The sequence below is a fragment of the Rossellomorea sp. FS2 genome (assembly GCF_047915635.1).
GTDB lineage: Bacteria > Bacillota > Bacilli > Bacillales > Bacillaceae_B > Rossellomorea > Rossellomorea marisflavi_A.
Window position 1 is genome coordinate 1,774,964 of sequence record NZ_JBLRVS010000001.1, and the last position, 23,846, is coordinate 1,798,809.

Consider the following 23,846-nt stretch of genomic DNA (forward strand, 5'->3'; position numbering starts at 1 on the left):
ATTTTGACGTGTTATGCAAACGAGGAATGGGTGATATGGATGAAATGCCACATTGCATGCGAAAAAAGTAAGGAACCTCATATATACATCCCTGACATCCTTTTGGAGGACTGGATGCTCAAAGGGGGTGTCACCCTGTCGGTTGGTGCTACTTCCGCAAGGGTTGAGTGCCTCCTCTCCCCGACGGATGACCTGATTCTGACGACTTTCTTGCCCTGGCTGCAGGCATTACATGATCGGGACTTTCATATCCACGTCGATCGGCTACGTGCCGAGATCTGTATTGGCCCCATTACGGCGATCCTCATCAACAAGACACCAGGATCCCTCGGTGACTATGCCCATGAGTGCCACCAATTCTTCCATCAAAATGGAGGCTTGCTTTATTTGCTTCCTGTTTCTTCTTTCTTCCAAAGGGAGGGGACCGGACTCCTCTTTTCAGAAGGTAGATGGGAGGCTGGTTCCGTTCCTTCCCCAGGGGTCCTATACAATCGCATTCCCTCCAGGAAACTGGAGACGACAGATCATTTCAAGCACGCTGTCACTTTTTTGGAAGAAGCGGGGGCCACTGTTTTCAATACCCGTTTCCTCTCAAAGTCCGAAGTGGATCAAGCTCTGAAAAATCATCCGCTCCTAAAGGAACACATCCCCGTCTCTGCCAGCGGTCTCGAACATCTGGAAGGGATGCTCTCATCATTTGAAGATGTGTTCATCAAGGACATCCATGGCAGCAAAGGAAGGAACATCATCAGGGCGACCTCCGGTGATCGGTGGGAAGTGCGACAGAATTCATTTCCGGGAAACGATCACCAGACCTTCAGGGACTACCGGTCACTGGAGAAGAAAGTGCGTGCATGGTGCAGGGATTCCACCTACCTCATCCAGGAGACGATTCCTTTCTGTCTGTATGAAGGCCGGCCCCTGGACTTTCGGATCCTGTGTCACCGCATCGGTCAGGAGTGGACGGTCCTCTCATCGGTGGCACGGATTGCCGGAGATGGCGAATTCGTCTCAAATGTCGATCGTGGGGGACAAACGGCGAAACCACGTACCATCCTTAACAAGATTCTGCCTGTTTCTAAAGGCATTCATGAGAATATGAAGGCCCTCAGCCTGAGTGCAGCTGTCTATCTTTCCGAGGTGCTCGAAGGCCGATTTTCCGAGTTCGGCATTGATCTCGGGATCGATGCCGATGGTAAACCATGGATCATAGAAGTGAACTCCAAACCAAGTAAACTCACCAGCCAGCATTCTGAGTCCATCAGACCATCGGTCCGTGGGTTGTATCATCATAGCGTTTCCGTATGGAAAGAGGAGGAGGAAGAAAAATGAATCATCTTGGCATCCTGACGTTGAACCCCGATCCCGCGAATCCATTTTATTCAGGGCTCGGCAAGGAGTCCCTGTCGTATCCGATTCACCTGCACTTGTTTTCCCCGGAGGACCTCTCTCCTTTTACAGAAGGAATTGAAGGCTATACGTACTGCCGGGAATCCGGGACATGGAAGGAAGATGCCTTTCGGATCCCGGACTACTTATATGACCGCACCTACTACCAGGCAGGAAAGCAGCAGCAGGCAAAGGCTGTGGTTCAATGGTTGAAGCAGCAGCCTCATGTTACATTCCTCGGCTACGGTTTGCCAAACAAATGGGTACTTTATGAAGAGCTTCTAAAAGGGCCTCTGGCACCTTATCTCCCAGGTACCCGTCTTCTAAAGAAAGTAGAGGACCTTACCTCTTTCCTGAATCGTGAAGAAGAAGCCATCATCAAGCCTGTGGACGGTGCACATGGATTCGGTATCTATCATCTTCGTACAAACGGGCCTTCGATTATCGTCAGGACGACGAAAAAGGATGGGATCCTTTCCCATACATTCCACAACCGTGATGAATTTAAGCGGTTCGCCCTTCGTTTAATGAAGAAGCATACCTTTCTTATCCAAAGGCGCTTGGACAATACAGTTCAAGACCGTCCATATGACCTTCGGATCCACATGGCGAAAGATACAAGAGGGAATTGGAAGGAGCATCACCGCGCCTTCAGGTACGGCAACCAAGATGGCATCCTGACCAACGTATCGTCCGGAGCCATGTATATTCCCTATGACGAGTGGAAAGCCACGCATCCCGGGGCTCCCTGGGCAGTGATAGAAGAGGAGCTGAAAGAAATTCTGTCGATTCTTCCGTTGGAACTGGAAAGCCGGTTTTCCCCGCTGCTTGAACTGGGCATCGACATTACAATCGGTACCGATCATTCCATTTGGCTTCTCGATATCAACTCAAAGCCGGGACATAAACTCTTGCAGGCAGGAGGGATCGATTCCCCCGGCATATGCCGTATCCCCCTGGACCACTGCATGAATCTATCATCACAGTCTGCACCTACGAGGAGTGATCACTGATGTTGAAACCTTTTGCAGTTGAAGTTTTTGAAGATGAACGTCCCCTCCTCTACCTTCCAGCTTCCTTCAGTAAGGGTCCATTGCCGGGAATCATCACGCTCGGAACACGCAAGGTCGAAGCGGAGTGCAGGACACACCCCAATGGAAGAAATGTAATCGGCATCAGCTCCTCTCTTTCCGATGGCCTGCACCTTCCTCGCGGAGTGGGCAGCCTCCACCTTCACCAAGTGGAGGAGGAGCTTTACCTTGGCGCATTGATCGGCATATTCACGTCCGGATTCACTCAGTTCAAGATGAATCCCGTCGGCGAACGCTCGCGGATGTTCCAACGTTTACTTGCCGTACAGGGGACGCTCGGAGTCATCCCGTTTGTGTTCGGGGAGCAAGACATCCATTGGGAGGACGGACTCATTCATGGTCTTTTTCACTTTGGTGATCAGTGGGAGCGTCACTTCATCCCGTTTCCTACCGTCATCTATGACCGCCTCCCGAATCGCAGGAGCGAAAAAAAACGCTCCATCCTTTCACTTAAGGAACGGCTTCAGGGAGAGTACGGCATTCCCTGGTATAACCCAGGTTTTTTCAACAAGCTTGATCTGTTCGAGCGATTGGCAGGAGATGAAGAAGCCGCCATCTTCCTCCCGGAAACCCATCAGTTCCAATCCATCAGTGATCTTGAGCGGATGCTTGCAACATATCGGCATGTGTACGTAAAGCCCGCCAATGGAAGCCTTGGGAACGGGATTCATAAAATCACGTATGACCGGGGGAAGGATGGATATTATTGCAGATTCAAGGACGGCGATCAGAAGGTCCGCCTCCTAAGGTTTAAAAGCCTGGAATCCCTTGTACAGTCCGTACTTAAAGGCCGCAAATTCGATACCTTCATCATCCAGCAGGGAATCGATCTGATTGAAGACGACCATCGCCCACTTGACTTCAGGGTCCACACGAATAAAGATGAAGAAGGCCGGTGGCACGTATCAGCCATCGCTGCCAAAGTCGCAGGTTCAGGAAGTGTGACCACCCATGCAAAAGCAGGCGGCGAAGTGAAGGTACTGAGCGAGCTCTTTTCGGAAGATGACAGGCATGTGATGGAGGCCCGTCTCAAGGAAGCGGCAATACTGCTGTCGCATTCCATCGAGGCGAATATGGAGGGATATGTCGGAGAAATCGGATTCGACCTCGGAGCCGACGAGAGCGGGAAGATCTGGATGTTTGAAGCCAATTCAAAACCAGGCCGCTCAATCTTCACCCATCCGTCCCTTAAAGCTGAAGATATCCTAACACGCAAGCTCGCCCTCTCATTTGGAGTATTTCTCTCTCGCAAAACGATTGAGGAATTGGTGCCATGAGAATCCTGTATGATCGGAGGAGAAGAATCTTCGGCCACGATGAAAGGAGTATATCCACGTATGCGTTCGGTCTTGATTCCTTTCTTCTGCAATCTGAAAAATCCGAAGATACCTACCCCTTTCCCATAAGCGCTCCCACAGGTGGTATCATCCCACTGATTGGCATCCTGGCGGATAAGGACCGGGCGAATCGTTACCGGGGAAACTTCGAACTCTTTAGGGCCCTTCAGGGAATGATCCAGGATGCAGGCGGCATCTGTTTTGTTTTTTCACCCGTTGATATCGAGGGCAACACGGTTGCAGGCATCGTCTATAGTGATACTCTTTCCAGGTGGGTGACCTGCCACTTTCCCCTTCCAAACGTCATTTACAACAGGATCCCCACCCCGGCAGGCGAACAGAATGAAGCGTTTCGTCGCTTGACCTCGTGGTGTCAAAATCACAAGATCCCCTTCTTCAACCCGCATTTTTTCAATAAATGGGACATTTATCGGCTATTACGGGAGAGAGAGGAATTACGGCCGCATCTCCCTGTCACCGAACAGATCCAGGATCCCACCCATCTGAAGACATTTTTGATGCAACATAAACAGATCTATATTAAACATTCCCTTTCTTCCAAGGGAAAAGGCATCCGTAAGGTCGAAGTGCATGATGACGGAAGAGTAAGTTGCCGCAGCATCAAAAAAATGGAGCACTTCTCCTCTGCAGAGCGGTTGGCACACGCTTACCCCGAATGGTTCCAAGAGAAAGACTGGATCGTCCAGGAAGCCATTCAATGCCGATCTTTGAACGGACACCGATATGATTACAGAGTGCTTGTCCTCACCTCGGGGGATGAATTCAATGTGACGGGGATCGGAGTACGGATGTCACAACGACAGGAAGTGACCACCCACGTCCCATCAGGCGGAACGATCATTTCCCTGGAGGATGTTGCCCAGGGGGATACAAAGCAAATACTTTCTTCCATCATGAAGATCTGCGGGGAAACCCTCACTGATTCACTGGGGTTCATAGGGGAGTTTTCTGTCGATATCGCTCCAAGAAAAGAAGAGGGCTTCGTTTTATTCGAAATCAACTCCAAGCCGATGATATTCGATGAATCAGAGATTGAGACCACCCGGCGCAAAAAGCTTGTGGATACATTTTTCTCCCTTGCCTCCTCCCGTCCTCAGCGCAGGGACTGATAGATCGTTTGAAAACGGGTGGAATGTGCCGTCTCATCAGTCATGGCTATAAACAGCGGTTTATACGCCTGCTGGTTCGGTATATCCATCAGGAGATCCCGATAATAAGAGGCACAGGCAAGCTCGTCTTTCAGCGCACGAAGGATTCCTTCTTTAAAGGTTGTGAACTCGACCTTTTCTTTTTTATGTTCGTAATATTCTCCTGTGAGCAGGTAATGCAGATACTGGAATAGATCATAATGCTTTTTCTCATCTTGCCGGGCTGAGCTGATGAACTCTACAAATAATGGATTGTTGGTCCGACTCTGCAATTCTTTATAGAAATGATAGGCTGTCCATTCGTCGCTTATGGCTTTTTGTATATCCCGGAGAAATTCATTCATACCTCCGTACCTCCTTTGTCCATTCCATAAAGTGTATTAAGACACAGAGGTATTTATGAGTAGGGTAAACCTCAAGACATCAAATCCGCTGTAAATGGTAGGGACAGGCTCCCTTTTCCCTGATTGGGTGTTTACTGTACGTGTTTTCAATTCGCTCTTTCGCACATAACAGAAACCGTTTACAATATCCATAAGGAGTGATACTGCATGATTCAACATTTTCAATACAGGAGCATGTATGAAAACAAAGAGTTACCGGGCTGGTATATTTCATTTTTCTACGGCGGTGTCAAGCATGAAGGGATCTACCACAAAGACGGCCGAATCGACTGCAAGCCTGCTCTGGATGAAAAAAGTGCCAAACAGATCCACGATCTCATGCTTTTCCATGTCTATGAATGATGCATAATTCGCAGTCGTTTTTTGAACACTATCCATAGGAGGCGATCAAATGGATAAAAAATACGAATTTCTTCCGGATAGCACCAATGAAGGACGCGATAAAGCATTCGTAGATGTGGACCGCTTCATCAATGAGGGGATGTCCGGAGGATTTGTTCACCTGCGCGATCAGATTGCAAACATTGAAGAAGCAATCGATATGCCCAGCCATGAAGAACCTCCGAGACCATAAAGAAAAGCTGCCGGTATCTTACCGGCAGCTTTCATTATGATCAGCGGCTTCGCACCAAAAGATTGACTGCCTCCTGAATGGCCTCTTCAGTGTTCATGCCTTTCTCTTCTGAATCCTTGATGCATGCTTCAAGATTCTTCGCGACGACAAGTCCGATCGTACGGTCTACGGCAGTCCTGACGGCGGAAAGCTGGGTGACGACTTCTTTGCAATCCTTTCCTTCATCCATCATCTTCAATACACCACGTACTTGTCCTTCCAAGCGCTTCATTCGATTTGTGACTTCTTTTGTATATTCCATTGTGCACACCTCATCACGATAAATTCCTCTTACAATAGTATTCCAATCAAACAATATTTGCAATTCACGACTCTTTGCATCGTCATCTTTATTCAGTACAATGGGAATATACTGAATAAAGGACGGTACATACCCCATGCTGACATCCCTGCTCAAAAAGTATCCAGAAGCTTCTGTCAGGTCCTCCCGACCGGGTACCCTCGATCTCGGGAAGGCCTGGTTCACAAATGAAGAGGAAGACACCTTCATCGGAATCGATCGAAATAAAATCACAGAAGAAGAAGTGGAGCTCCTGAAATGTCTGTTCATAGAAGTCGGTTCCCCCATTACCATTCTGAACGGCTCATTCGAAGCCCGGGAATGGTTTTCCTTCCTCTATGAAGGGGGGCACCAACCTCAAATCGCTCAGGATGAATACCGCATCATCCAATTTTCCATGAACGGCGAGATCGAGCACTCCATGATGAAGGAAGCGTTTCAGCACCTGCTCCCTGAAGACGTCCAGTCTGTCTTGTTCAGTGACGGGACGGGTCTGTTCATTGAACGAAAAAGCAATGAAGTGCTGGATCATGAGCAGCTCTTCACGATTTCCCATGTCATTGAGTCGGATTTTTTCGTTTCGACCTTATTCTTCACGGGGCAGTTCCATAAGCTAGGTCCACACCTTCCTGAAGCGTTTTCCTTCGAACGGAAGCTGTTTTCCATGCCTGGATCCCTCAGTCATTCCACCATTCATTCGGTTGAATCACTCCTGCCATCTTTCCTGCTTCACTGCCTTCCGTCGGAGTGGAAAACACATCTTCTCGGGCATGTGATCACCATACTGGAAGAGGATCCCGACTGGACTCAGATCATCAAGGTCTTTCTCGAAAATCAGGCCAATGTAAGTCAAACTGCAAAGCAGCTCTTCATGCACCGCAATTCAGTTCAGTACCGGATCGAACGTTTTATTGATAAGACAGGTATCGATATACGCAGCTTTCAGGGCGCCATCCTGGCCTATCTTGCCTGTCTGGACCATCTTCATGACAAGGTGAACAAGGAAGAAGAGTGAATTTTGTGCACATTGACCATATCGGTCCTTTTTCAATTCCTCTACAATGATTATAAAGTTGAAAACGATTACAAAGAAAAGGGGAGATTGAATATGGCTGAATTGAAACTCGACAATATCTATAAAATTTATGATAAAAAGGTGACCGCTGTCACAGACTTCAATCTACATATCAAGGATAAGGAGTTCATCGTTTTCGTCGGACCATCAGGCTGCGGAAAGTCGACGACCCTGCGCATGATTGCAGGTCTGGAGGAGATTTCTCAAGGAGATTTCTCCATTGACGGGAAACGGGTGAATGACGTTGCACCAAAGGATCGCGATATTGCCATGGTATTCCAGAACTATGCGCTCTACCCTCATATGAGCGTGTATGATAATATGGCGTTCGGCCTTAAACTTAGGAAGTTCGACAAGAAAGAAATTGACAGGCGCGTCCAGGAAGCTGCCAAGATCCTCGGCCTCGAGGCCCTCCTCGACCGTAAGCCGAAGGCATTGTCCGGTGGTCAGCGTCAGCGTGTCGCATTGGGTCGCGCCATCGTCCGTGATGCCAAGGTCTTCCTCATGGATGAACCGCTATCCAATCTTGATGCCAAACTGCGTGTGCAGATGCGTGCAGAAATCGCCAAGCTCCATCAGCGTCTCCAAACGACTACCATTTATGTAACGCATGATCAGACAGAGGCCATGACCATGGCGACACGGATCGTTGTCATGAAAGATGGGGTAATCCAGCAGGTCGGTTCACCTAAAGAAGTGTATGACAAGCCGGAGAACGTATTCGTAGGCGGCTTCATCGGCTCCCCGGCCATGAACTTCTTCCAAGGGACATTAGAAGAAAACTACTTCGTTTGCGGCAAAACAAAGGTCCTCGTGCCAGAAGGAAAAATGAAAGTCCTCCGGGAACAGGGTCAAGTAGGAAAGGCCATCACCCTGGGTGTCCGTCCTGAAGATATCCATGATGAGCCCCTTTTCCTCGATACTGCAGAGGGTGCAAAGATTTCAGTCAAGATTGAAGTATCGGAGCTGACCGGTGCCGAAACGATGCTCTATTCCCAGCTTGAAGGACAGGATTTTGTTGCACGTGTGGATTCACGCACCGATATCCAGGCTGGAGAAACGATCACCCTAGCACTCGATATGAATAAAGCCCATTTCTTCGATGCAGAATCTGAAGAACGCATTCGATAATGACAAAACAAAAGGAGTCCCCTTTATCAGGGACTCCTTTTTCAATGGTCAAAACTCCACCATATCAATACTTCTTCCTTCCTCTTCCCCGCACCTTTTGCAAGTGAAAAGATGCAGGCATGTGTCCGTACAGCTGCTATTCGGAATCCCGTCAGCAAGCTGGATCTCATGAATGTCCATATAAGGGCTGTATTCATCATAGTAGTCATGATATCTGCCTTGATCCACCGTTGTATCACCGCATTTTGCACACATTCCCTTATAGGAGACAATTCCATTACATAAAGCACAAGCTTTCATGTGGTTCACCATACTTTCAATCTTCGTATACTGTTAGCCTTCAAACAAAAGCATGCTTTTATGAGGAGAAATTAAAGGGAGTTTAAAAGGAAAAGATTTCTTTTTATATTTTTCGTATAGAAAATGCAGATTGAACCATAATACAAGTAACGGGATGAATTACTTCATTGGGTTAAACCATACAAGATGGTCGCTCATGGAATGCGAGCTGGTGCAAACCCAGCTGACCCAGCCAATAAAATTCTTATACTTTAAGGAGATGAACAACATGGCACAATCTCGTAACAACTCATCTAACCAACTGGTTGCTCCTGGAGCTCAGCAAGCAATCGACCAAATGAAGTACGAAATCGCTTCAGAATTCGGCGTACAATTAGGAGCAGACACTACTGCACGCGCTAACGGTTCTGTAGGTGGAGAAATCACGAAACGCCTTGTTCAAATGGCTGAACAACAACTTGGCGGAAGCTACAAATAATGCACAGCCCCCCGGATTTTCCGGGGGGTTTTTTTATTTGTTCACCATATCTTCAGGATTGATCCATTCATCATACTGCTCTTCCGTCACATATCCGCTCTCAAGAGCCGATTCTTTCAAGGTCCATCCTTCCTGGTGGGCCTTTTTGGCGATCTCTGCCGCCTTCTCATATCCGATATGGGGGTTGAGCGCGGTCACAAGCATCAGGGAACGGGATACGAACCCTTCAATCACATCAAGATTTGCCTCCAACCCTTTGACACACCGATCATTGAACGAGCGGATCCCATCTCCCAATAGACGGATGGACTGCAGTGCATTATAGATGATGACCGGCTTGAATACATTCAACTCAAAGTTTCCCTGACTTGCGGCAAAGCCGATGGCCGCATCATTTCCGAATACCTGTGTTGCCACCATGGTGACGGCTTCACTTTGAGTCGGATTCACCTTGCCAGGCATGATGGAACTCCCCGGTTCATTCGCAGGGATGGTCAATTCCCCGATTCCGCTCCTCGGACCGCTTGAAAGCCACCGCACATCATTGGCCACTTTCATGAGATCTGCAGCGAGTGCCTTCAATGCTCCGTGCACGAAGACGAGCTCATCATGGGATGTGAGGGCATGGAATTTATTATCCGACGACTGAAAGGCATACCCTGTTTGGGATTCAAGTTCCTGTGCGACCCGGCTTCCGAATGTCGGATCTGCATTGATGCCGGTTCCAACTGCGGTCCCCCCTATTGCGAGGGGCAATAGATGACGCGATGACTCCACAATCATCCCTCTGGATTTCTCCATCATGGCCCTCCAGCCGCTGATCTCCTGTCCCAGGGTCAGGGGAGTCGCGTCCTGGAGATGGGTCCGCCCGATCTTGATGATATCCTGGAACCTCTCTTCTTTTCCCCTAAGAATTGCAATCAATTCATCCAGGGATGGCAGGAGGTGTTTATCCAGTTCCTTTAATGCAGCAACATGCATGGCTGTCGGGAACGTATCATTGGAACTTTGAGACATGTTGACATCATCATTGGGATGCACCCTTTCTTCTCCTGCCAGGGTTTCATTCGCCCTGTATGCCACCACTTCATTGACATTCATATTCGACTGGGTACCGCTTCCCGTCTGCCAAACCACAAGGGGGAAGTGATCATCAAGATCCCCTGAAAGGATGTCTTCGCATGCCCGTGCAATGGCATCAGCCTTCGTGGCCGATAGCTTCCCCAATGCCTGATTCGCCCTCGCAGCAGCTTTTTTCAGATGGGCGAATGCGTATGTAACCTCAAGGGGCATCTTCTCTCCCCCGATAGGGAAGTTCTCCTTGCTCCGTTGGGTTTGAGCCCCCCAGTATTTATCAGCAGGCACCTTCATTTCCCCGATTGTATCCTTCTCGATCCGGTAGTCCATCATGATTCCTCCTTCTCTGGTCATACCTTCATATTTCCACTAAATTCATCGAACTAACCTATTAAGTGCAAGGATGATAAAAATTCATTCCGACCGTCATAAAAAATGCCACAAAAAAATCCCCCTCCCGGTCCATATCGGCGGGAAGGGGGATGATTGTCAGTGTATCAAATTTAAGAACTGTCGTGTCCGTTCGTTCTTCGGATTGTCGAGTACCTGCTCCGGAGGACCTTCTTCAAGGATATGCCCACCGTCCATGAAGATGACCCGGTCAGCCACATCTTTAGCAAAACGCATTTCATGCGTGACGACCACCATGGTCATCCCTTCTTCAGCAAGCTCCTTCATGACAGCAAGAACGTCGGCTACGAGCTCCGGATCGAGGGCCGATGTCGGTTCATCGAAAAGCATGACCTCGGGTTCAATCGCAAGGGCCCTTGCAATCCCGACCCTCTGCTGTTGACCTCCAGAAAGTTGGTAAGGATAGAAGTCGACCTTATCCCCCAAGCCCACCTTCTCAAGCAGCTTCACAGCCTGTGCTCTTGCTTCTTCACGGCTTTTCCCCTGAACGACCACCGGACCTTCCATTACGTTTTCCAAGGCGGTTTTATGAGGGAAAAGATTGTAGCTCTGAAAGACCATACCGGTCCTTCTTCTCATTTCAAGGAGTTCGTTTTTAGCCACGCGACCTTTGAAGTCGATGGTGGTCTCCCCGATGGAGACGACTCCTTCGTTCGGAATCTCAAGGGCATTGAGGCAGCGTAGGAATGTTGTCTTCCCTGACCCTGATGGGCCAACCAGGACGACCACTTCACCCTTGTTAATCTCGGCGCTCATGCCCTTCAGCACCTCGAGATCATCGAATCGTTTGGTTAATCCTTTAATGGAAATCATGATAAATCTCCTTTATCTAACAATTATTTCGCGATATATCGATCGAGTCTATTCTCTATGCGGCCCTGTATGATGGACAGGATGAAGCACATGACCCAGTATAGGAGTGCCGCTTCCATATAAATCAGCAGGAACTCATAGTTCGTGGCTGCAATCTGCTGTGCGATCCTGAACATCTCGGTCACGAGGATCAATGATGCAAGGGATGTATCTTTCACAAGGGAAATGAATGAATTGGCTAGCGGCGGTATGGAAACCCTCGCTGCCTGTGGAAGAATGATGCGCCACAACGTCTGACCATAGGTCATGCCGATGGACGACCCAGCTTCCCATTGTCCCTTCGGAATCGACTGGATGGCAGCACGGATGATTTCCGATGAGTAAGCCCCTTTATTCAGGGAAAAGGCGATGACCGCAGCAAGGAAAGCAGGGAATCTGATTCCAAGGTTCGGCAGCCCGTAGAATATAATGAATAATTGCACCAATAGAGGCGTACCCCGGATCGCAGATACATAGATCCTTGCGATGATTTGGAGCACTTTGTACTTTGAAAGTCTCGCTAATGCAGTCAAGATGGCCAGGATCATACCCACGGCAAATGATATGAGCGTCAGAGGGATGGAATAATACAAAGCTCCCTTGATCAAAGGAAGCAGGGAGCTTTGCAGTATATCAATCATTGCCTGAGGATCCTGATAGATGCTAGTGCTTAGGAGATACATCTTCTCCGAACCATTTCTCAGAGATTTTCTTGTATGTTCCGTCTTCTTTCATATCCTCTAACGCTTTATTTACTTCTTTCACCAATTTGTCGTCGCCTTTGCGGAACATGAAGGCACTTTCGCTTGCTTCTGCCGCTTCAGCAACAATTTTCACATTGGCGCCTTTCTTCTTATTCAAGTAGTCAAGAACTGAGATTTTGTCATTCACTGTTACGTCCACCCGGCCCTGCTCGATCAACTCGATGGATTGGGAAAGACCTTCGACCCCTTGGATCTCGGCACCGTTTTTCTCGGCAATGTCACGATAGTTGCTTGTAAGGGACTGAGCCGATTTCAACCCTTTGATATCTTCAAATGACTTTACGTTTTTGTTATCTTTTTTGGCAACCACTACAGCACTTGATTCGATGTACGGAGTGGAGAAATCGTATTTCTTCTGACGATCTTCCCGGACTCCCACTTGGTTCGCAATCATATCGAAACGTTTACTGTTGAGACCTTCAAACATGGCATCCCATTGTGTTTCCTGGAATTCTGCTTTTACACCAAGGCGTTTTGCCACTTCACGTGCCAGTTCGACGTCGAAGCCTGTCAGCTTGCCTGAATCATCATGGAAGGTGAACGGCGGATATGTACCCTCTGTCCCGATGAGGATTTTCCCATCTTCCTTCACTTTGTTATAAAGCGCTTCTTCGTCTGAACCGCTGTTCGAACCACCGCTTGAACACGCTGTCAGCACAAGGCTGAGCATGGCGATCAAGGCAATGGAAATTCTCCATTTTTTCATGTGATAACCCCCACTAATCTTATCGGATTTACTTCTGTACGAATGTCATCATAAAACGCTCTGACAGAAAAGTCAACGGAAATGTTTCAGGCATTCGTCCCTTCTTAGTATTGGACGCGGCATGGTTTATCATGTAACAATATTTACATTGAAGGATCAGGAGGAGATGGAATGATTACTGCACTATTCGGAGCGACCGGAAGAGTCGGAAGCATCGTTGCCGATCAGCTCGGGCAACGAGCAAAGCTCCTTGTACGATCATCCACGGGAAACGGGTTGGAAATCACAGGAAACGTTTTGAACCAAAAGGATATTGATTCCGTACTGGAGGGATGCGATGCGGTCATCAGCACGCTCAACACCGATAAGGCGGATGTGTTGTCAAGAAGCATGCCCCTCATCCTGAACGGGATGCGGAGACACGGCATCAAGCGTATCATCACATGTGGAACGGCAGGCATCCTGGATGCCTCACATTCCAATGGGCTCTATCGCTTTCAATCTGATGAATCCAAGCGGAGGAGCACGACGGCTGCGGAGGACCACCTATCCGCTTACCTCATGCTCAAAGCTTCTGAAATGGAATGGACGATCGTCTGCCCTACGTACCTTCCCGACGGTGAGCGCACCGGCGTCTTCCGGACGTCAGAACAGGTCCTGCCGGAAGGTGGCAGGAGCATCTCGACACACGACACGGCAGACTACATCCTGAAAGTCCTGGATGAAAGCCTCCATATACGGAAGCGCGTCGGGATCTGCTATTGACGACCAAAAGGCACCTGGATGGATTCCAGATGCCTTTTTATCTTATCCAGCCTCCTCCCCGGCTGCGCCGGTTTGAAGGTGGTACATATGATAATACTTACCCTTCCGCTCCATCAACTGCTCATGATTCCCCATTTCGGCAATGGACCCGCGATCTAGTACCAGGATCTGATCTGCATTTTTTATAGTAGAAAGCCGGTGGGCAATGATGAATGTGGTTCTCCCTTTCTTCACTACTTCCATCGCTTCCTGAATGATTGATTCCGTCTCGGTATCGATACTGGATGTCGCTTCATCGAGAATCAGGATGGCAGGGTCGAAGGCAAGGGCCCGCGCGAATGAGATGAGCTGCCTCTGACCTGAGGACAGGGTGCTCCCCTTTTCGATCACCGGCTCATCATATCCCTTCGGAAGCCCCGCGAATGCTTTTTCAGCTCCGACGGCTTTGAGTGACGCCTCTACCTTTTCACGTGATATCTCTTCTTGGCCAAGACTGACATTGGATGCGATGGTCCCTGTAAAAAGGTATGGATCCTGAAGGACGATCCCCATATGCTCCCGGACTGCTTGAATCGGCAGCTCCCGGATATCCTTTCCATCGATCGTGATACACCCTTCGTCTACATCGTAGAACCTGAATAGCAGATTCATGATGGAGCTCTTGCCGGAGCCCGTATGTCCGACAAGGGCCACTGTCTCCCCGCGTGTTGCTGAGAAGTGGATATCCTTCAGCACATATTCATCCTTCTTGTACCCGAATGACACATGCTCGAAGCTCACATCCCCCCGGTAGCGCTCCACCCGTTCATCTTCAACGTCCGTCCCTTGCTCTTCGAGGAGCTTGAATACCCGCTCCCCTGCCACCAGGGCCTGCTCCAGGTTGGACAGCTGATTGACAATCCCTGTGATAGGCTGGAAAAGCCGATTGATATAATCGACAAACGCATAGAGGACACCAAGGGAAATCACCGAGCCCACTTCGAGCGACCCGCCGCCGAAATGCCAAATGAAAGCGACGAATACAATGTTACGCAGCACACCAGAAAGATTGTGGGACGTAAGGGAATTCAAACTGAGGAGCTTGTTTTGATAACGATAGTGCATCTCATTCAGTTCTTCGAATTCTTCTTTTGTTTTCTTTTCCCTCCGGAACGCCTGGATGATGGGCATACCCTGAATCGATTCATTGATGATGGCATTGATCTCACTCACCTTGCTCCTGATCACCTTATTATAGGAAGAGGCGTACCTTCTATAAAGGTAAGTCCACAAGACAAGGAGAGGTATGAGGATAAGACACATCGCAGCGAGCGATGGATCCAGAATGAAAAGGGCGATATAAATCCCGACAATATAAATGGCACTGGTGAAAAAGGTCGACAGAACCGTCACATACAGGTTCCGGATCGCTTCCGTATCGTTGGTGATCCGTGCCACGACCTTCCCGGCAGGCAGATTATCGAAGTACTGGATGGGCAAACGCTGAATATGGTTGAAAACGTCATTCCTCATCTTCTGAATGACCCGGTTTGCCGCTTTCTGAAGGTAGAAGTGCTGCCCATATTGGAAAAATGAAGCGAAAAGCAGCAATCCGAAGTAAAAGGCAATTAGTTTGATGATCCTTGGTATTTCCGGCTCATAGAATGCCAACAGCTCGGAACCGGATAATTTTTCGGCATCATATGTGGACGTTTCTCCATTTTTACGGATGGAAAGCTTTCCTTCCTTAATGGATCGTTCCCCATCACTCGGGACATCTCCAGGGATGAAGTAGAAAGACCTCCCCACCTGGAAGACCCTTACCTCATTCCCTCCGCTTGCTCCATCTGACCGATATTCTTCACGGATATACCACTTTCCCTTATATGCTACGGCATTTTCCTGCTTGCCGGTCTCCACCCACCGGTCTTCGATTCCAAGTATGTGGTCATCGATCATCTTCTTGGCGATGAAAGGACCTGCCAGCTCTGCTCCTACTGAAACAGTGAGCATGAGAAGGGCCGCAATGATCATGCTTTTATATAGTAAGGCATACTGAACCAATCGTCTCCCTACGCTCATGCCCCCACCTCCTTCCGTGCAGGATCTGCAGCCTGCTGACGATCATATTGCTGTCTATACCATCCTTTTGTGCTGAGAAGGTCCGAGTGCGTACCCTCTTCGATGACCTTCCCTCCTTCCAACACCAAGATCCAATCTGCTTCCTCAACGGCTGAAATGCGGTGGGTTGCCAGAATGGTCGTCTTCCCGGCCCGTTCATTCCTGAGGTTCTGTATGATGGTCGCTTCCGTCTTGGCATCCACCGCCGACAGAGCATCATCAAGAAGGAGGATGTCGGGGTCTTTGATCAGGGCCCGGGCGATGGAAATCCTTTGTTTCTGTCCTCCCGAGAGCGCCACACCCTTCTCACCCACAATCGTTTCGAGTCCTTGTGGCAGGGTGCTGAGATCCTTCATGAAATCTGCCTGGATCATCGCTCTTTCAAGTTCTTCATCTGTTGCTCCTTCTTTCCCATAAAGGATGTTTTCCTTCACCGTCTTGGAGAAGAGGATATGATCCTGAGGGACATACCCGATCCATTCCCTTACACGGTCCATCGGCAGGTGTTGGATCGGATGGCCCCCGATCTCCAGGACTCCTTCCCCAACTGGATACTCCCTTAAAATCTGTTTGATAAACGTCGTCTTTCCACTCCCCGTTTTCCCAACGAGTCCGAGAGTGGCCCCTTTGGGCACCCGTACATCCACCTTCTTAAGATTCATCCCTTCAGAAGATGGATAGCGGAAAGAAAGTTGATGGAATCCGATCCCATCCGGCTCAGAGATCGCTTCTTCGACATCTCCATCTTTCACATCCTGCTCATAAGCAAGGGTTTCCTGGACGCGATCAAGTGAAGCGTTCCCACGTTGCATGATATTGATGAGCTCACCGATGGCAAACATCGGCCAGATCAACATTCCGAGGTAGACATTGAATGAGACAAGCTGACCTAGGGTGATGGATTGATGGAATACAAGATACGCGCCATACCCAAGGCCGATCAGATAACTCAAGCCCACCAGCACCTTGATGGTGGGATCGAACAATGAATCGATTCTCGCTACGGCAATGTTCTTGCTGTACACATCCTCTGTCATATCGGAGAATCGCTTCTCATCCGCCCTCTCCTGCACATATGCCCTGATGACCCGTACTCCTGAGACCGACTCAAGGACTTTATCATTCAGCTCCCCGAAAGCATCCTGTGCTTCCGTGAAGCGCGTATGGATCCTTGCCCCGTAGATTTTCATAAGCAGGGCCATCAGGGGAAGGGGTGCGATTGCAGCCAGTGTTAGCTTCCAGCTGACGAGGAAGCCCATCGTAAAAAGGATCGTCAACATGAAGATGCTCGAATCGATAAGCGTCAATACACCGAAGCCCGCTGTCACCGAAATGGCCTGCAGATCGTTCGTTGCCCTGGCCATGAGATCACCTGTACGATTCTTTTCGAAGAAAGTGGGCGTCATCTTCATAAGGTGACCGACAAAACGGGATCGGAGCTTCCGTTCAACAAGGAACGCTCCTCCGAAGAGCTGATACATCCAAATATAGGTCATGCCATACGAAACAACCGTGGTGCCTGTCAACAGCAACAAATAATGCACGATTACTTCCCTCGTGAGTGTACCGACCTGGATTTCATCGATGACATCGCCCACCAGCTTAGGCGGGATCACATCTAAAACACCGACAATGGTTAATAAAATGATGGCGACGGTATATCTCTTCCAGTTTTCTTTGAAAAACCATGATAATTTCTTAAAAATGATGAACATGCTCCTGCCTCCATTCTTGCTTTTAATCCCTATCTAGCCTCCTTCGGTCTCCGCCAGGGATGGGACTACCGGTTGGTGATCATGAATCATTACAATCTCCTCCTTTTTAAAATGTGAATCTATGTCACAGGGTTCACCCTGAAAACAACAAAAAGATGGACGACAAAAGGCGATGCGCCTTTCAGTCGTCCATCCGGGGACAAAAAAGCACAGGTGATCGACCATCACCTGTGCCCTCTCTCGTATTATGGAAACGGGATCAGCAGATATGTGATGAAGATCGCTTACTCATGTTCTTAACGAAATCGATCGGATACTTCTTCATCACTGCCACTCCCTTCTCAGTTCAGTCTTTACAGACAGATACTCTTCATTTTCAAACCTTACTATAAACTACTCCATTTTCAGAATAATGTCAATATTATTTTTGTTCTTATTTGATGTATCCTTTATGTTTCATTTGTACACGTTGGGGTATCTTAACGGTAAGCGATAGGATAAAAACACATATGAAGAGGTGAACATCCATGGTACGTACTATCTTAATGGTCATCGGGGCAATCGTCGTAATCGGCTGGATCATCAGCCTTCTATAAGTCTCAGGAAGAAGCAGGTGAAACTCACCCTGCTTCTTTTTTTGCCTGACCCAAAGGATTAAAATATTCTGAAAAGGGTAAAGGGTACTATTCCATTACTAGAGGTGATTATCGATGTACCAACATATCTTAGTGGCATATGACGACACAGACGGAAGCAGGAAAGCGCTTGATGAAGCATTGAAGCTTAAAAATCAATCACTCGACACAAAAATGACCATCTTATATGTAACCGATGAGAAGATGCCAAATCAGGCAGTTGATCACTTCACTCCTCCACATGCCATGGCGGCCACTTCCCCTGGCGTGGATCAGCAGATCGTAGGAGATACCGCCCTGCAGCGGGATCCCCACGTGTATGATGGTGCCGAGGAAAGACAATCGATACATGAAATAGGAGAAATCCATCCGGTACTGCAGCACGTACAGGAAAAACTTGATCCCCACAAAATCGAAGCGGAATATATCCACCTCGCCGGTTCAGAAGAGAAGCGGATTTGCGAGTATGCAGCCGAGAACGAAGTGGACCTTGTCATAATGGGCAGGAGTGGCAAAAGCGGAATGAAGAAGCTCATGCTGGGGAGCGTCAGTGAAAAGGTTGTTAAGAACTGCGAAACCAATGTGCTGGTCGTGAAATAGGCTAATTCAGGGAATGGGCTTCGGCCCATTCCCTTTTTGTTATAGCGCATTGTTCTTTGTCTACACATGAATTCTTCACTATACTGAATGAAAAATGGATCCCCTAAGATTCAACAGGAGGTTTTGATATATGAACAAACGCATCATCGTCCTCTTCAGGGATGACCTGAGGCTTCATGACCATCCCGCACTCCATGAAGCCTCCTCCGCTGGAACCGTCCTCCCCCTCTATATCCTTGATAACGATCGTCCATTCGGTGGGGCGAAGCAGTGGTGGCTCCATCGTAATCTGCAAGCCCTCGAATCGGCCCTTTCAGCGATAGGCGGACGTCTGTGGTATGACAAAGGGGATATGGAAAAGACAATGTTCCAGTGGATAAAAGAGTGTAAAGCCGATGCCGTGTACTGGAACAGGGTGTATGAGCCAGGCATCTATGAACGGGATCTCGAGCTTGCCAAGAAGCTCGATGCTGAAGGAATCGAAGTGAAAACATTTGAAGGAACCTTGATGCTCCCTCCCTGGACGGTCAAAAAGGAAGATGACACCCCTTATAAAGTGTTCACATCATTCTATAAATCGTTCCGAACGAACAGCATTCCAAAGCCGCTACCGAAAGTGAAGGAATTGAACGTACCGGACCTCGACGCAGGTTCTACGCTGGAAGAATTGGGTCTCCTCCCTGAGCTGAAGTGGTATCATGTCATGGAATCCATCTGGGATCCGGGGGAAAAGGCTGCGATCAAGAGATTCCGGTCATTTACGCAGAAGAGGCTTCCGACGTATACCGATCGTCGTGATTATCCTGCGAACGGCTCCCATTCCACCCTTTCCCCATATCTATCCCTCGGTGTGATCTCGGCCCGTAGTATCTATCATTCACTTCTGAAAAATACCGGATCACCCGAGCCGTTCATCAGGCAGATGGTCTGGAGGGAATTCTCTTATTCCGTCCTCCTCCATTTACCTGACTCCACATCGACACCGCTCGACTCCCGTTTCGAATCGTTCAGATGGGAGTCGGACCAGGAAGCGTTTGAGCGATGGACAAAGGGAGTCACCGGGTATCCCATCATTGATGCCGGGATGAGGGAATTATGGGCAACCGGTTTTATGCATAACCGGGTACGTATGGTGGCGGCCTCCTTCCTGACCAAGCATCTTCTGATTCCTTGGCAAAGAGGAGCCGAATGGTTCATGGATACGTTGATCGATGCGGATCTTGCAAACAATTCCATGGGCTGGCAGTGGGTAGCTGGATCTGGACTGGACTCCTCCCCTTATTTCAGGGTTTTCAACCCCACTCTGCAAGGAGAGAAATTTGATGGCAATGGTGACTATATCCGGATGTGGGTCCCTGAAATCAGCGAGCTGCCGGACAAGTACATCCAAGAGCCTTCCAAGGCCCCCGCTTCCACATTGGAAAAGGCGGGGATCACCCTCGGGAAAGACTACCCCGAGCCGATCGTCGACCATAAAGCTGCCAGAGAGCGTGCACTGTCCCGTTTTGACGAAATAAAGAAATAGCAAAGGAGACCTGTCATTCGACAGGTCTCCTCTTATTGAACCTATTGTTTCAATTTTGTTTGTACAAGCTCGAATTCCTCTATGACTTCTTTGTCCGGTCCTTTTCCTGTCAAACTGACGATGATAATGGCCAATGAGGAGAAAATGAAACCTGGCAGAAGCTCATAGATCCCTAAGAAACCGTCTTCGGGTATTGCCCACAGGATGACCGTTACAGCACCGACTAACATTCCTGCAAGGGCTCCATTACGCGTCATTCGTTTCCAGAAGAGACTGAAGATGATCAGAGGACCGAATGCCGCCCCGAATCCTGCCCATGCATAGCTGACAAGTTGTAATACAGAACTGTTGGGATTATAACCAAGGAAAATCGCGATGACGGCGATGACCAAGACAGAAATTCTTCCAACAAGCATCTCTTCCTTCTTGCTTGCCTCTTTCCTAAAGATGGCTTTATAAAAATCCTGTGCAAGCGCACTTGAAGATACCAGCAACTGAGAATCTACCGTGCTCATGATTGCTGAGAGAATCGCTGCGAGTAAGAAACCGGCAACCCAAGGGTTGAACAAGATTTGTGAAAACGAGATGAACACTGTTTCCGGATTACCCAATGGATTATCTGCAAAATACGCAAAGCCGGTAAATCCAATAAAGATTGCCCCGAAGAGGGAAACAACCATCCACGTCATCCCGATCAATCTTGCCTTAGGTATCTCCCTGGTCGATTTGATCCCCATGAATCGAACGATGATATGAGGCTGACCGAAATATCCGAGCCCCCATGCAAGGAGCGATACGACGGATGCAAAGGTTGCTCCCGTATAGACGTTGAGATGGGATGGATCGATGCTTCCAACCTTGCTGACCGTTTCACTCCACCCGCCAAGCTCGATGATGGCTACGATCGGAATGATGATGAGAGCAAGGAACATCAGGATTCCCTGGATGAAATCCGTCCAGCTTGCGGCCAGGAATCCTCCAAAGAACGTGTAAGAGAGGATGACACCCGCTCCGACCCAAAGGGCCAGCTGATAATTCATCCCGAAGGATTGCTCCAGGAGAATGGCTCCACCTACCAGACTTGAAGATGTGTAGAATGTAAAGAAAATGAGGATGATTATTGCAGAAAAAACTCGAAGTACTTTGCTGTGATCGCGGAATCGATTTTCGAAGTAATCCGGGACTGTGATAGAATCTTTCGCTACTTCCGTATACACTCTGAATGGCTTAGCAATGAACTGCCAGTTAAGGTATGCACCGATTGCAAGCCCGATCGCCAGCCAGATCGACCCCATCCCAGAAGCATAAACCGCTCCCGGCAGTCCGAGCATGAGCCACCCGCTCATATCGGATGAACCTGCGCTGAGTGCTGCCACTCCTGCGGTCAAGCGTCTTCCACCTAAAACATAATCTGATAGATCACTAGTTAATTTTGCTGCTAAATACCCGATGATCAGCATCCCTACAAGGTAAATGATGATCGCTGTCAATGTTTCGATATTAATGTCCATAATCTACTCCTTTGTCTTTTCGGTTAATAAAGTGATAATTGAAAAAATAATCAATAGAGGCATCGGAATTAAGAGCCAAAGCCAGGTTGCCATTGTTAAGCTGTCTGCCATCACGCTTCCTCCTTATTCAAAATTTTGAATCACGTATGCAATTTTAAATCTCCTCTGCAATAATCTCCTCTTTCTGAGACACAAGATAAATCTTAACACATTTCTGGAATAATGAAAATTTAATTGAGCATACGCAATTCATTTTTTGTATAATTATGCGTAAAAAACGCGTAAAACGAAAGGGTTTTTTTTGATTATCCGATAAATATTCATGTCGAATTATTTAAATTTATTTCAAATCATGACGAAATGAGGGGTGATAGGAAGAGGGTCCTCGAGGTTTTTTATTCAAAAAAGAGCATGACTGCCTCCCTTGGTCATAGTACTTTTTCCTTAACCTATTTTAAATGGAGTTAAACCCTTTTTCTGTATTTCCCTAAAAAACAAAAAAATCCGGACATGGTCCGGATTTTTTTGACTGGTACCTATTATGATCTGACAGATTCGCCGCGCTGTTCTTTGATGGTGCGCTTCTTTTCAGACTCTGAAACGTATAAGGCACATGCAGCATCACCAGAAATGTTGATTGCGGTCCTCGCCATGTCAAGGAGTCGGTCAATCCCCAGGATCAACCCAATCCCTTCTACCGGCAAGTTGACGCTGTTTAACACCATGGCAAGCATGATGAGCCCGACGCCAGGCACCCCTGCCGTACCGATACTTGCAAGAACAGCGGTGAGGACAACGGTGACCAACTGCTCCATGGAAAGGTCGATTCCATAGACCTGTGCGATGAACACTGTCGCCACCCCCTGCATGATGGCGGTCCCGTCCATATTAATCGTGGCGCCTAATGGCTGTACAAAAGAACTGACTGTTTTGGATACCTTCAACTTCTCTTGAGCTACTTCCATGGAAACGGGCAACGTGGCATTACTGCTGGATGTCCCGAAAGCCACACTCATGGCCGGGCTGAAGTTCTTGAAGAACCATAGCGGATTCTTCTTTGCGAGGAAGCCCACCGCTGAACCATAGGTCACCACACCGTGTACGATGAGGGCGAGAAGCACGACTAGGAAGTACAGCCACATAGCTTTAAGGGCGCTTAGCCCTTGGCTTCCGATGGCTGAAGCAAGCAAGCCGAATGTTCCATAAGGTGCAAACTTCATGACAATGCCCACGAGATACATCATCAAATCATTACCTTGTTCAAAGAGCTTTAATATCCCTTTCGTCTTATCACCAAGTGCGGTCAGACCGAGTCCTACGAAAATGGCGAATGCAATGATCTGGAGCATATTGCCTTCGCTCATTGAAGCAATCGGGTTCTTCGGAATGATATTCAACAAGGTTTCTCCTACAGGTGGAGCCTCTTCTGTCTTATACCCCTCCGCCTGTGATTTATCGATGCCCTCGACCATTCCCGGGTCGATCGCGTAGGCCATGAGAAGACCGATCACAATCGCGATGCACGTAGTGATCAAGAAGAATGATACAGTCTTGACTCCGATCCTTCCAAGCTTCTTCGGATCTCCCAATCCTGCTGTCCCAAGGACGATGGATAGGAAAACGATGGGTACGACAAGCATGCTGATTAAGTTTAGGAAGATTTGTCCCAGCGGGGTCAATAGATATGGGTCAAGGACATCGAACCAGTCCTTAGCGAATAGATTGAGTAGCAACCCTACTATGGCACCCAAAATCAGGGCCAAGATAATCTTTGTTGTCAGGTTCAGTTTCATATGGTACCTCCCTAAAAAAATATATAAAGATAATTCGTAATCTTTACCCTATACAATTTTATATGAAACCGTTTTTTTAATCTAGGATTTTCTTACTCGATGGA

23 protein-coding genes are annotated in these 23,846 nt (G+C 48.3%); 12 read left to right on the plus strand and 11 right to left on the minus strand.

Annotation, left to right across the window (positions count from 1 at the left end):
* Positions 1 to 114: 114 nt before the first annotated feature.
* From ACNA6I_RS09250 to ACNA6I_RS09265, 4 genes are read left to right on the plus strand one after another with little or no spacing between them, the layout of a single operon-like run.
* Positions 115 to 1,332 carry a YheC/YheD family protein gene (locus ACNA6I_RS09250; RefSeq protein ID WP_197470344.1) on the plus strand — a complete coding sequence of 406 codons (1,218 nt, stop codon included), beginning with the start codon at positions 115 to 117 and terminating at the stop codon, positions 1,330 to 1,332.
* On the plus strand, positions 1,329 to 2,402 hold the full coding sequence (locus tag ACNA6I_RS09255; protein ID WP_063191417.1) for a YheC/YheD family protein: 1,074 nt from the start codon (positions 1,329 to 1,331) through the stop codon (positions 2,400 to 2,402). The genes ACNA6I_RS09250 and ACNA6I_RS09255 overlap by 4 nt, the downstream gene beginning before the upstream one ends.
* Complete coding sequence (locus ACNA6I_RS09260; protein ID WP_048012926.1) at positions 2,402 to 3,757, plus strand: YheC/YheD family protein; 1,356 nt, start codon at positions 2,402 to 2,404, stop codon at positions 3,755 to 3,757. The genes ACNA6I_RS09255 and ACNA6I_RS09260 overlap by 1 nt, the downstream gene beginning before the upstream one ends.
* Positions 3,754 to 4,947: a YheC/YheD family protein gene (locus ACNA6I_RS09265; protein WP_048015440.1), complete on the plus strand. Its 1,194-nt coding sequence runs from the start codon at positions 3,754 to 3,756 to the stop codon at positions 4,945 to 4,947. Before ACNA6I_RS09260 ends, ACNA6I_RS09265 begins: the two co-directional genes overlap by 4 nt.
* On the opposite strand, the gene ACNA6I_RS09270 is transcribed toward ACNA6I_RS09265, so the two are convergent.
* The gene (locus tag ACNA6I_RS09270) at positions 4,932 to 5,330 is read right to left on the minus strand and encodes a ferritin-like domain-containing protein (protein ID WP_048004422.1); all 399 of its coding nucleotides are present in this window, start codon (positions 5,328 to 5,330) and stop codon (positions 4,932 to 4,934) included. The two genes, ACNA6I_RS09265 and ACNA6I_RS09270, sit on opposite strands and share 16 nt — an antisense overlap.
* A gap of 207 nt (positions 5,331 to 5,537) precedes the next feature.
* Here ACNA6I_RS09270 and ACNA6I_RS09275 point away from each other — a divergent pair, with 207 nt between their 5' ends.
* Together ACNA6I_RS09275 and ACNA6I_RS09280 are read left to right on the plus strand one after the other, a co-directional pair.
* Positions 5,538 to 5,732 (plus strand): DUF5342 family protein, encoded by a 195-nt coding sequence (locus tag ACNA6I_RS09275; RefSeq protein WP_048004423.1) that lies wholly within the window; start codon positions 5,538 to 5,540, stop codon positions 5,730 to 5,732.
* A gap of 49 nt (positions 5,733 to 5,781) precedes the next feature.
* Positions 5,782 to 5,964: a hypothetical protein gene (locus ACNA6I_RS09280; protein ID WP_416313187.1), complete on the plus strand. Its 183-nt coding sequence runs from the start codon at positions 5,782 to 5,784 to the stop codon at positions 5,962 to 5,964.
* A 40-nt stretch (positions 5,965 to 6,004) separates the two neighbouring features.
* On the opposite strand, the gene ACNA6I_RS09285 is transcribed toward ACNA6I_RS09280, so the two are convergent.
* Positions 6,005 to 6,265 (minus strand): metal-sensitive transcriptional regulator, encoded by a 261-nt coding sequence (locus tag ACNA6I_RS09285; protein WP_048004425.1) that lies wholly within the window; start codon positions 6,263 to 6,265, stop codon positions 6,005 to 6,007.
* 136 nt (positions 6,266 to 6,401) lie between these two features.
* On the opposite strand from ACNA6I_RS09285, the gene ACNA6I_RS09290 reads away from it, so the two are divergent.
* Positions 6,402 to 7,319 carry a PucR family transcriptional regulator gene (locus tag ACNA6I_RS09290; RefSeq protein ID WP_063191419.1) on the plus strand — a complete coding sequence of 306 codons (918 nt, stop codon included), beginning with the start codon at positions 6,402 to 6,404 and terminating at the stop codon, positions 7,317 to 7,319.
* 93 nt (positions 7,320 to 7,412) lie between these two features.
* A complete protein-coding gene (locus ACNA6I_RS09295) occupies positions 7,413 to 8,510 on the plus strand; it encodes an ABC transporter ATP-binding protein (protein WP_048004556.1) in 1,098 nt (365 codons plus the stop codon).
* A 48-nt stretch (positions 8,511 to 8,558) separates the two neighbouring features.
* Here the strand turns inward: ACNA6I_RS09295 and ACNA6I_RS09300 are convergent, their stop codons facing one another.
* Entirely contained in the window at positions 8,559 to 8,738 is a 180-nt protein-coding gene (locus tag ACNA6I_RS09300; RefSeq protein ID WP_148794782.1) for a hypothetical protein, read from the minus strand.
* A 340-nt stretch (positions 8,739 to 9,078) separates the two neighbouring features.
* Between ACNA6I_RS09300 and ACNA6I_RS09305 the strand changes: the two genes are divergently transcribed.
* Positions 9,079 to 9,288 (plus strand): alpha/beta-type small acid-soluble spore protein, encoded by a 210-nt coding sequence (locus tag ACNA6I_RS09305; protein ID WP_142130215.1) that lies wholly within the window; start codon positions 9,079 to 9,081, stop codon positions 9,286 to 9,288.
* Positions 9,289 to 9,321: 33 nt separating this feature from the next.
* On the opposite strand, the gene fumC is transcribed toward ACNA6I_RS09305, so the two are convergent.
* The 4 genes from fumC to ACNA6I_RS09325 form a co-directional block, all read right to left on the minus strand.
* Positions 9,322 to 10,695: a class II fumarate hydratase gene (gene fumC / locus ACNA6I_RS09310; protein ID WP_063191421.1), complete on the minus strand. Its 1,374-nt coding sequence runs from the start codon at positions 10,693 to 10,695 to the stop codon at positions 9,322 to 9,324.
* A 159-nt stretch (positions 10,696 to 10,854) separates the two neighbouring features.
* On the minus strand, positions 10,855 to 11,589 hold the full coding sequence (locus tag ACNA6I_RS09315) for an amino acid ABC transporter ATP-binding protein (protein WP_048012920.1): 735 nt from the start codon (positions 11,587 to 11,589) through the stop codon (positions 10,855 to 10,857).
* Positions 11,590 to 11,612: 23 nt separating this feature from the next.
* A complete protein-coding gene (locus ACNA6I_RS09320) occupies positions 11,613 to 12,311 on the minus strand; it encodes an amino acid ABC transporter permease (protein ID WP_048004429.1) in 699 nt (232 codons plus the stop codon).
* Positions 12,292 to 13,098, minus strand: a complete 807-nt coding sequence (locus ACNA6I_RS09325; RefSeq protein WP_048004430.1) for an amino acid ABC transporter substrate-binding protein — start codon at positions 13,096 to 13,098, stop codon at positions 12,292 to 12,294. Before ACNA6I_RS09325 ends, ACNA6I_RS09320 begins: the two co-directional genes overlap by 20 nt.
* Positions 13,099 to 13,269: 171 nt before the next feature.
* On the opposite strand from ACNA6I_RS09325, the gene ACNA6I_RS09330 reads away from it, so the two are divergent.
* Complete coding sequence (locus ACNA6I_RS09330; protein ID WP_048004431.1) at positions 13,270 to 13,863, plus strand: NAD(P)-dependent oxidoreductase; 594 nt, start codon at positions 13,270 to 13,272, stop codon at positions 13,861 to 13,863.
* Between the two features lie 42 nt (positions 13,864 to 13,905).
* Here the strand turns inward: ACNA6I_RS09330 and ACNA6I_RS09335 are convergent, their stop codons facing one another.
* A complete protein-coding gene (locus tag ACNA6I_RS09335) occupies positions 13,906 to 15,924 on the minus strand; it encodes an ABC transporter ATP-binding protein (protein WP_251528720.1) in 2,019 nt (672 codons plus the stop codon).
* Complete coding sequence (locus ACNA6I_RS09340) at positions 15,921 to 17,678, minus strand: ABC transporter ATP-binding protein (protein ID WP_252266347.1); 1,758 nt, start codon at positions 17,676 to 17,678, stop codon at positions 15,921 to 15,923. The genes ACNA6I_RS09335 and ACNA6I_RS09340 overlap by 4 nt, the downstream gene beginning before the upstream one ends.
* A 710-nt stretch (positions 17,679 to 18,388) precedes the next feature.
* Here ACNA6I_RS09340 and ACNA6I_RS09345 point away from each other — a divergent pair.
* Complete coding sequence (locus ACNA6I_RS09345) at positions 18,389 to 18,913, plus strand: universal stress protein (protein ID WP_048012917.1); 525 nt, start codon at positions 18,389 to 18,391, stop codon at positions 18,911 to 18,913.
* Positions 18,914 to 19,043: 130 nt separating this feature from the next.
* A complete protein-coding gene (locus tag ACNA6I_RS09350) occupies positions 19,044 to 20,438 on the plus strand; it encodes a cryptochrome/photolyase family protein (protein ID WP_416313188.1) in 1,395 nt (464 codons plus the stop codon).
* 41 nt (positions 20,439 to 20,479) lie between these two features.
* On the opposite strand, the gene putP is transcribed toward ACNA6I_RS09350, so the two are convergent.
* The gene (gene putP / locus ACNA6I_RS09355) at positions 20,480 to 21,949 is read right to left on the minus strand and encodes a sodium/proline symporter PutP (protein WP_048004436.1); all 1,470 of its coding nucleotides are present in this window, start codon (positions 21,947 to 21,949) and stop codon (positions 20,480 to 20,482) included.
* A gap of 539 nt (positions 21,950 to 22,488) precedes the next feature.
* Positions 22,489 to 23,742, minus strand: a complete 1,254-nt coding sequence (locus ACNA6I_RS09360; protein WP_048004437.1) for a dicarboxylate/amino acid:cation symporter — start codon at positions 23,740 to 23,742, stop codon at positions 22,489 to 22,491.
* Between the last annotated feature and the right edge of the window lie 104 nt (positions 23,743 to 23,846).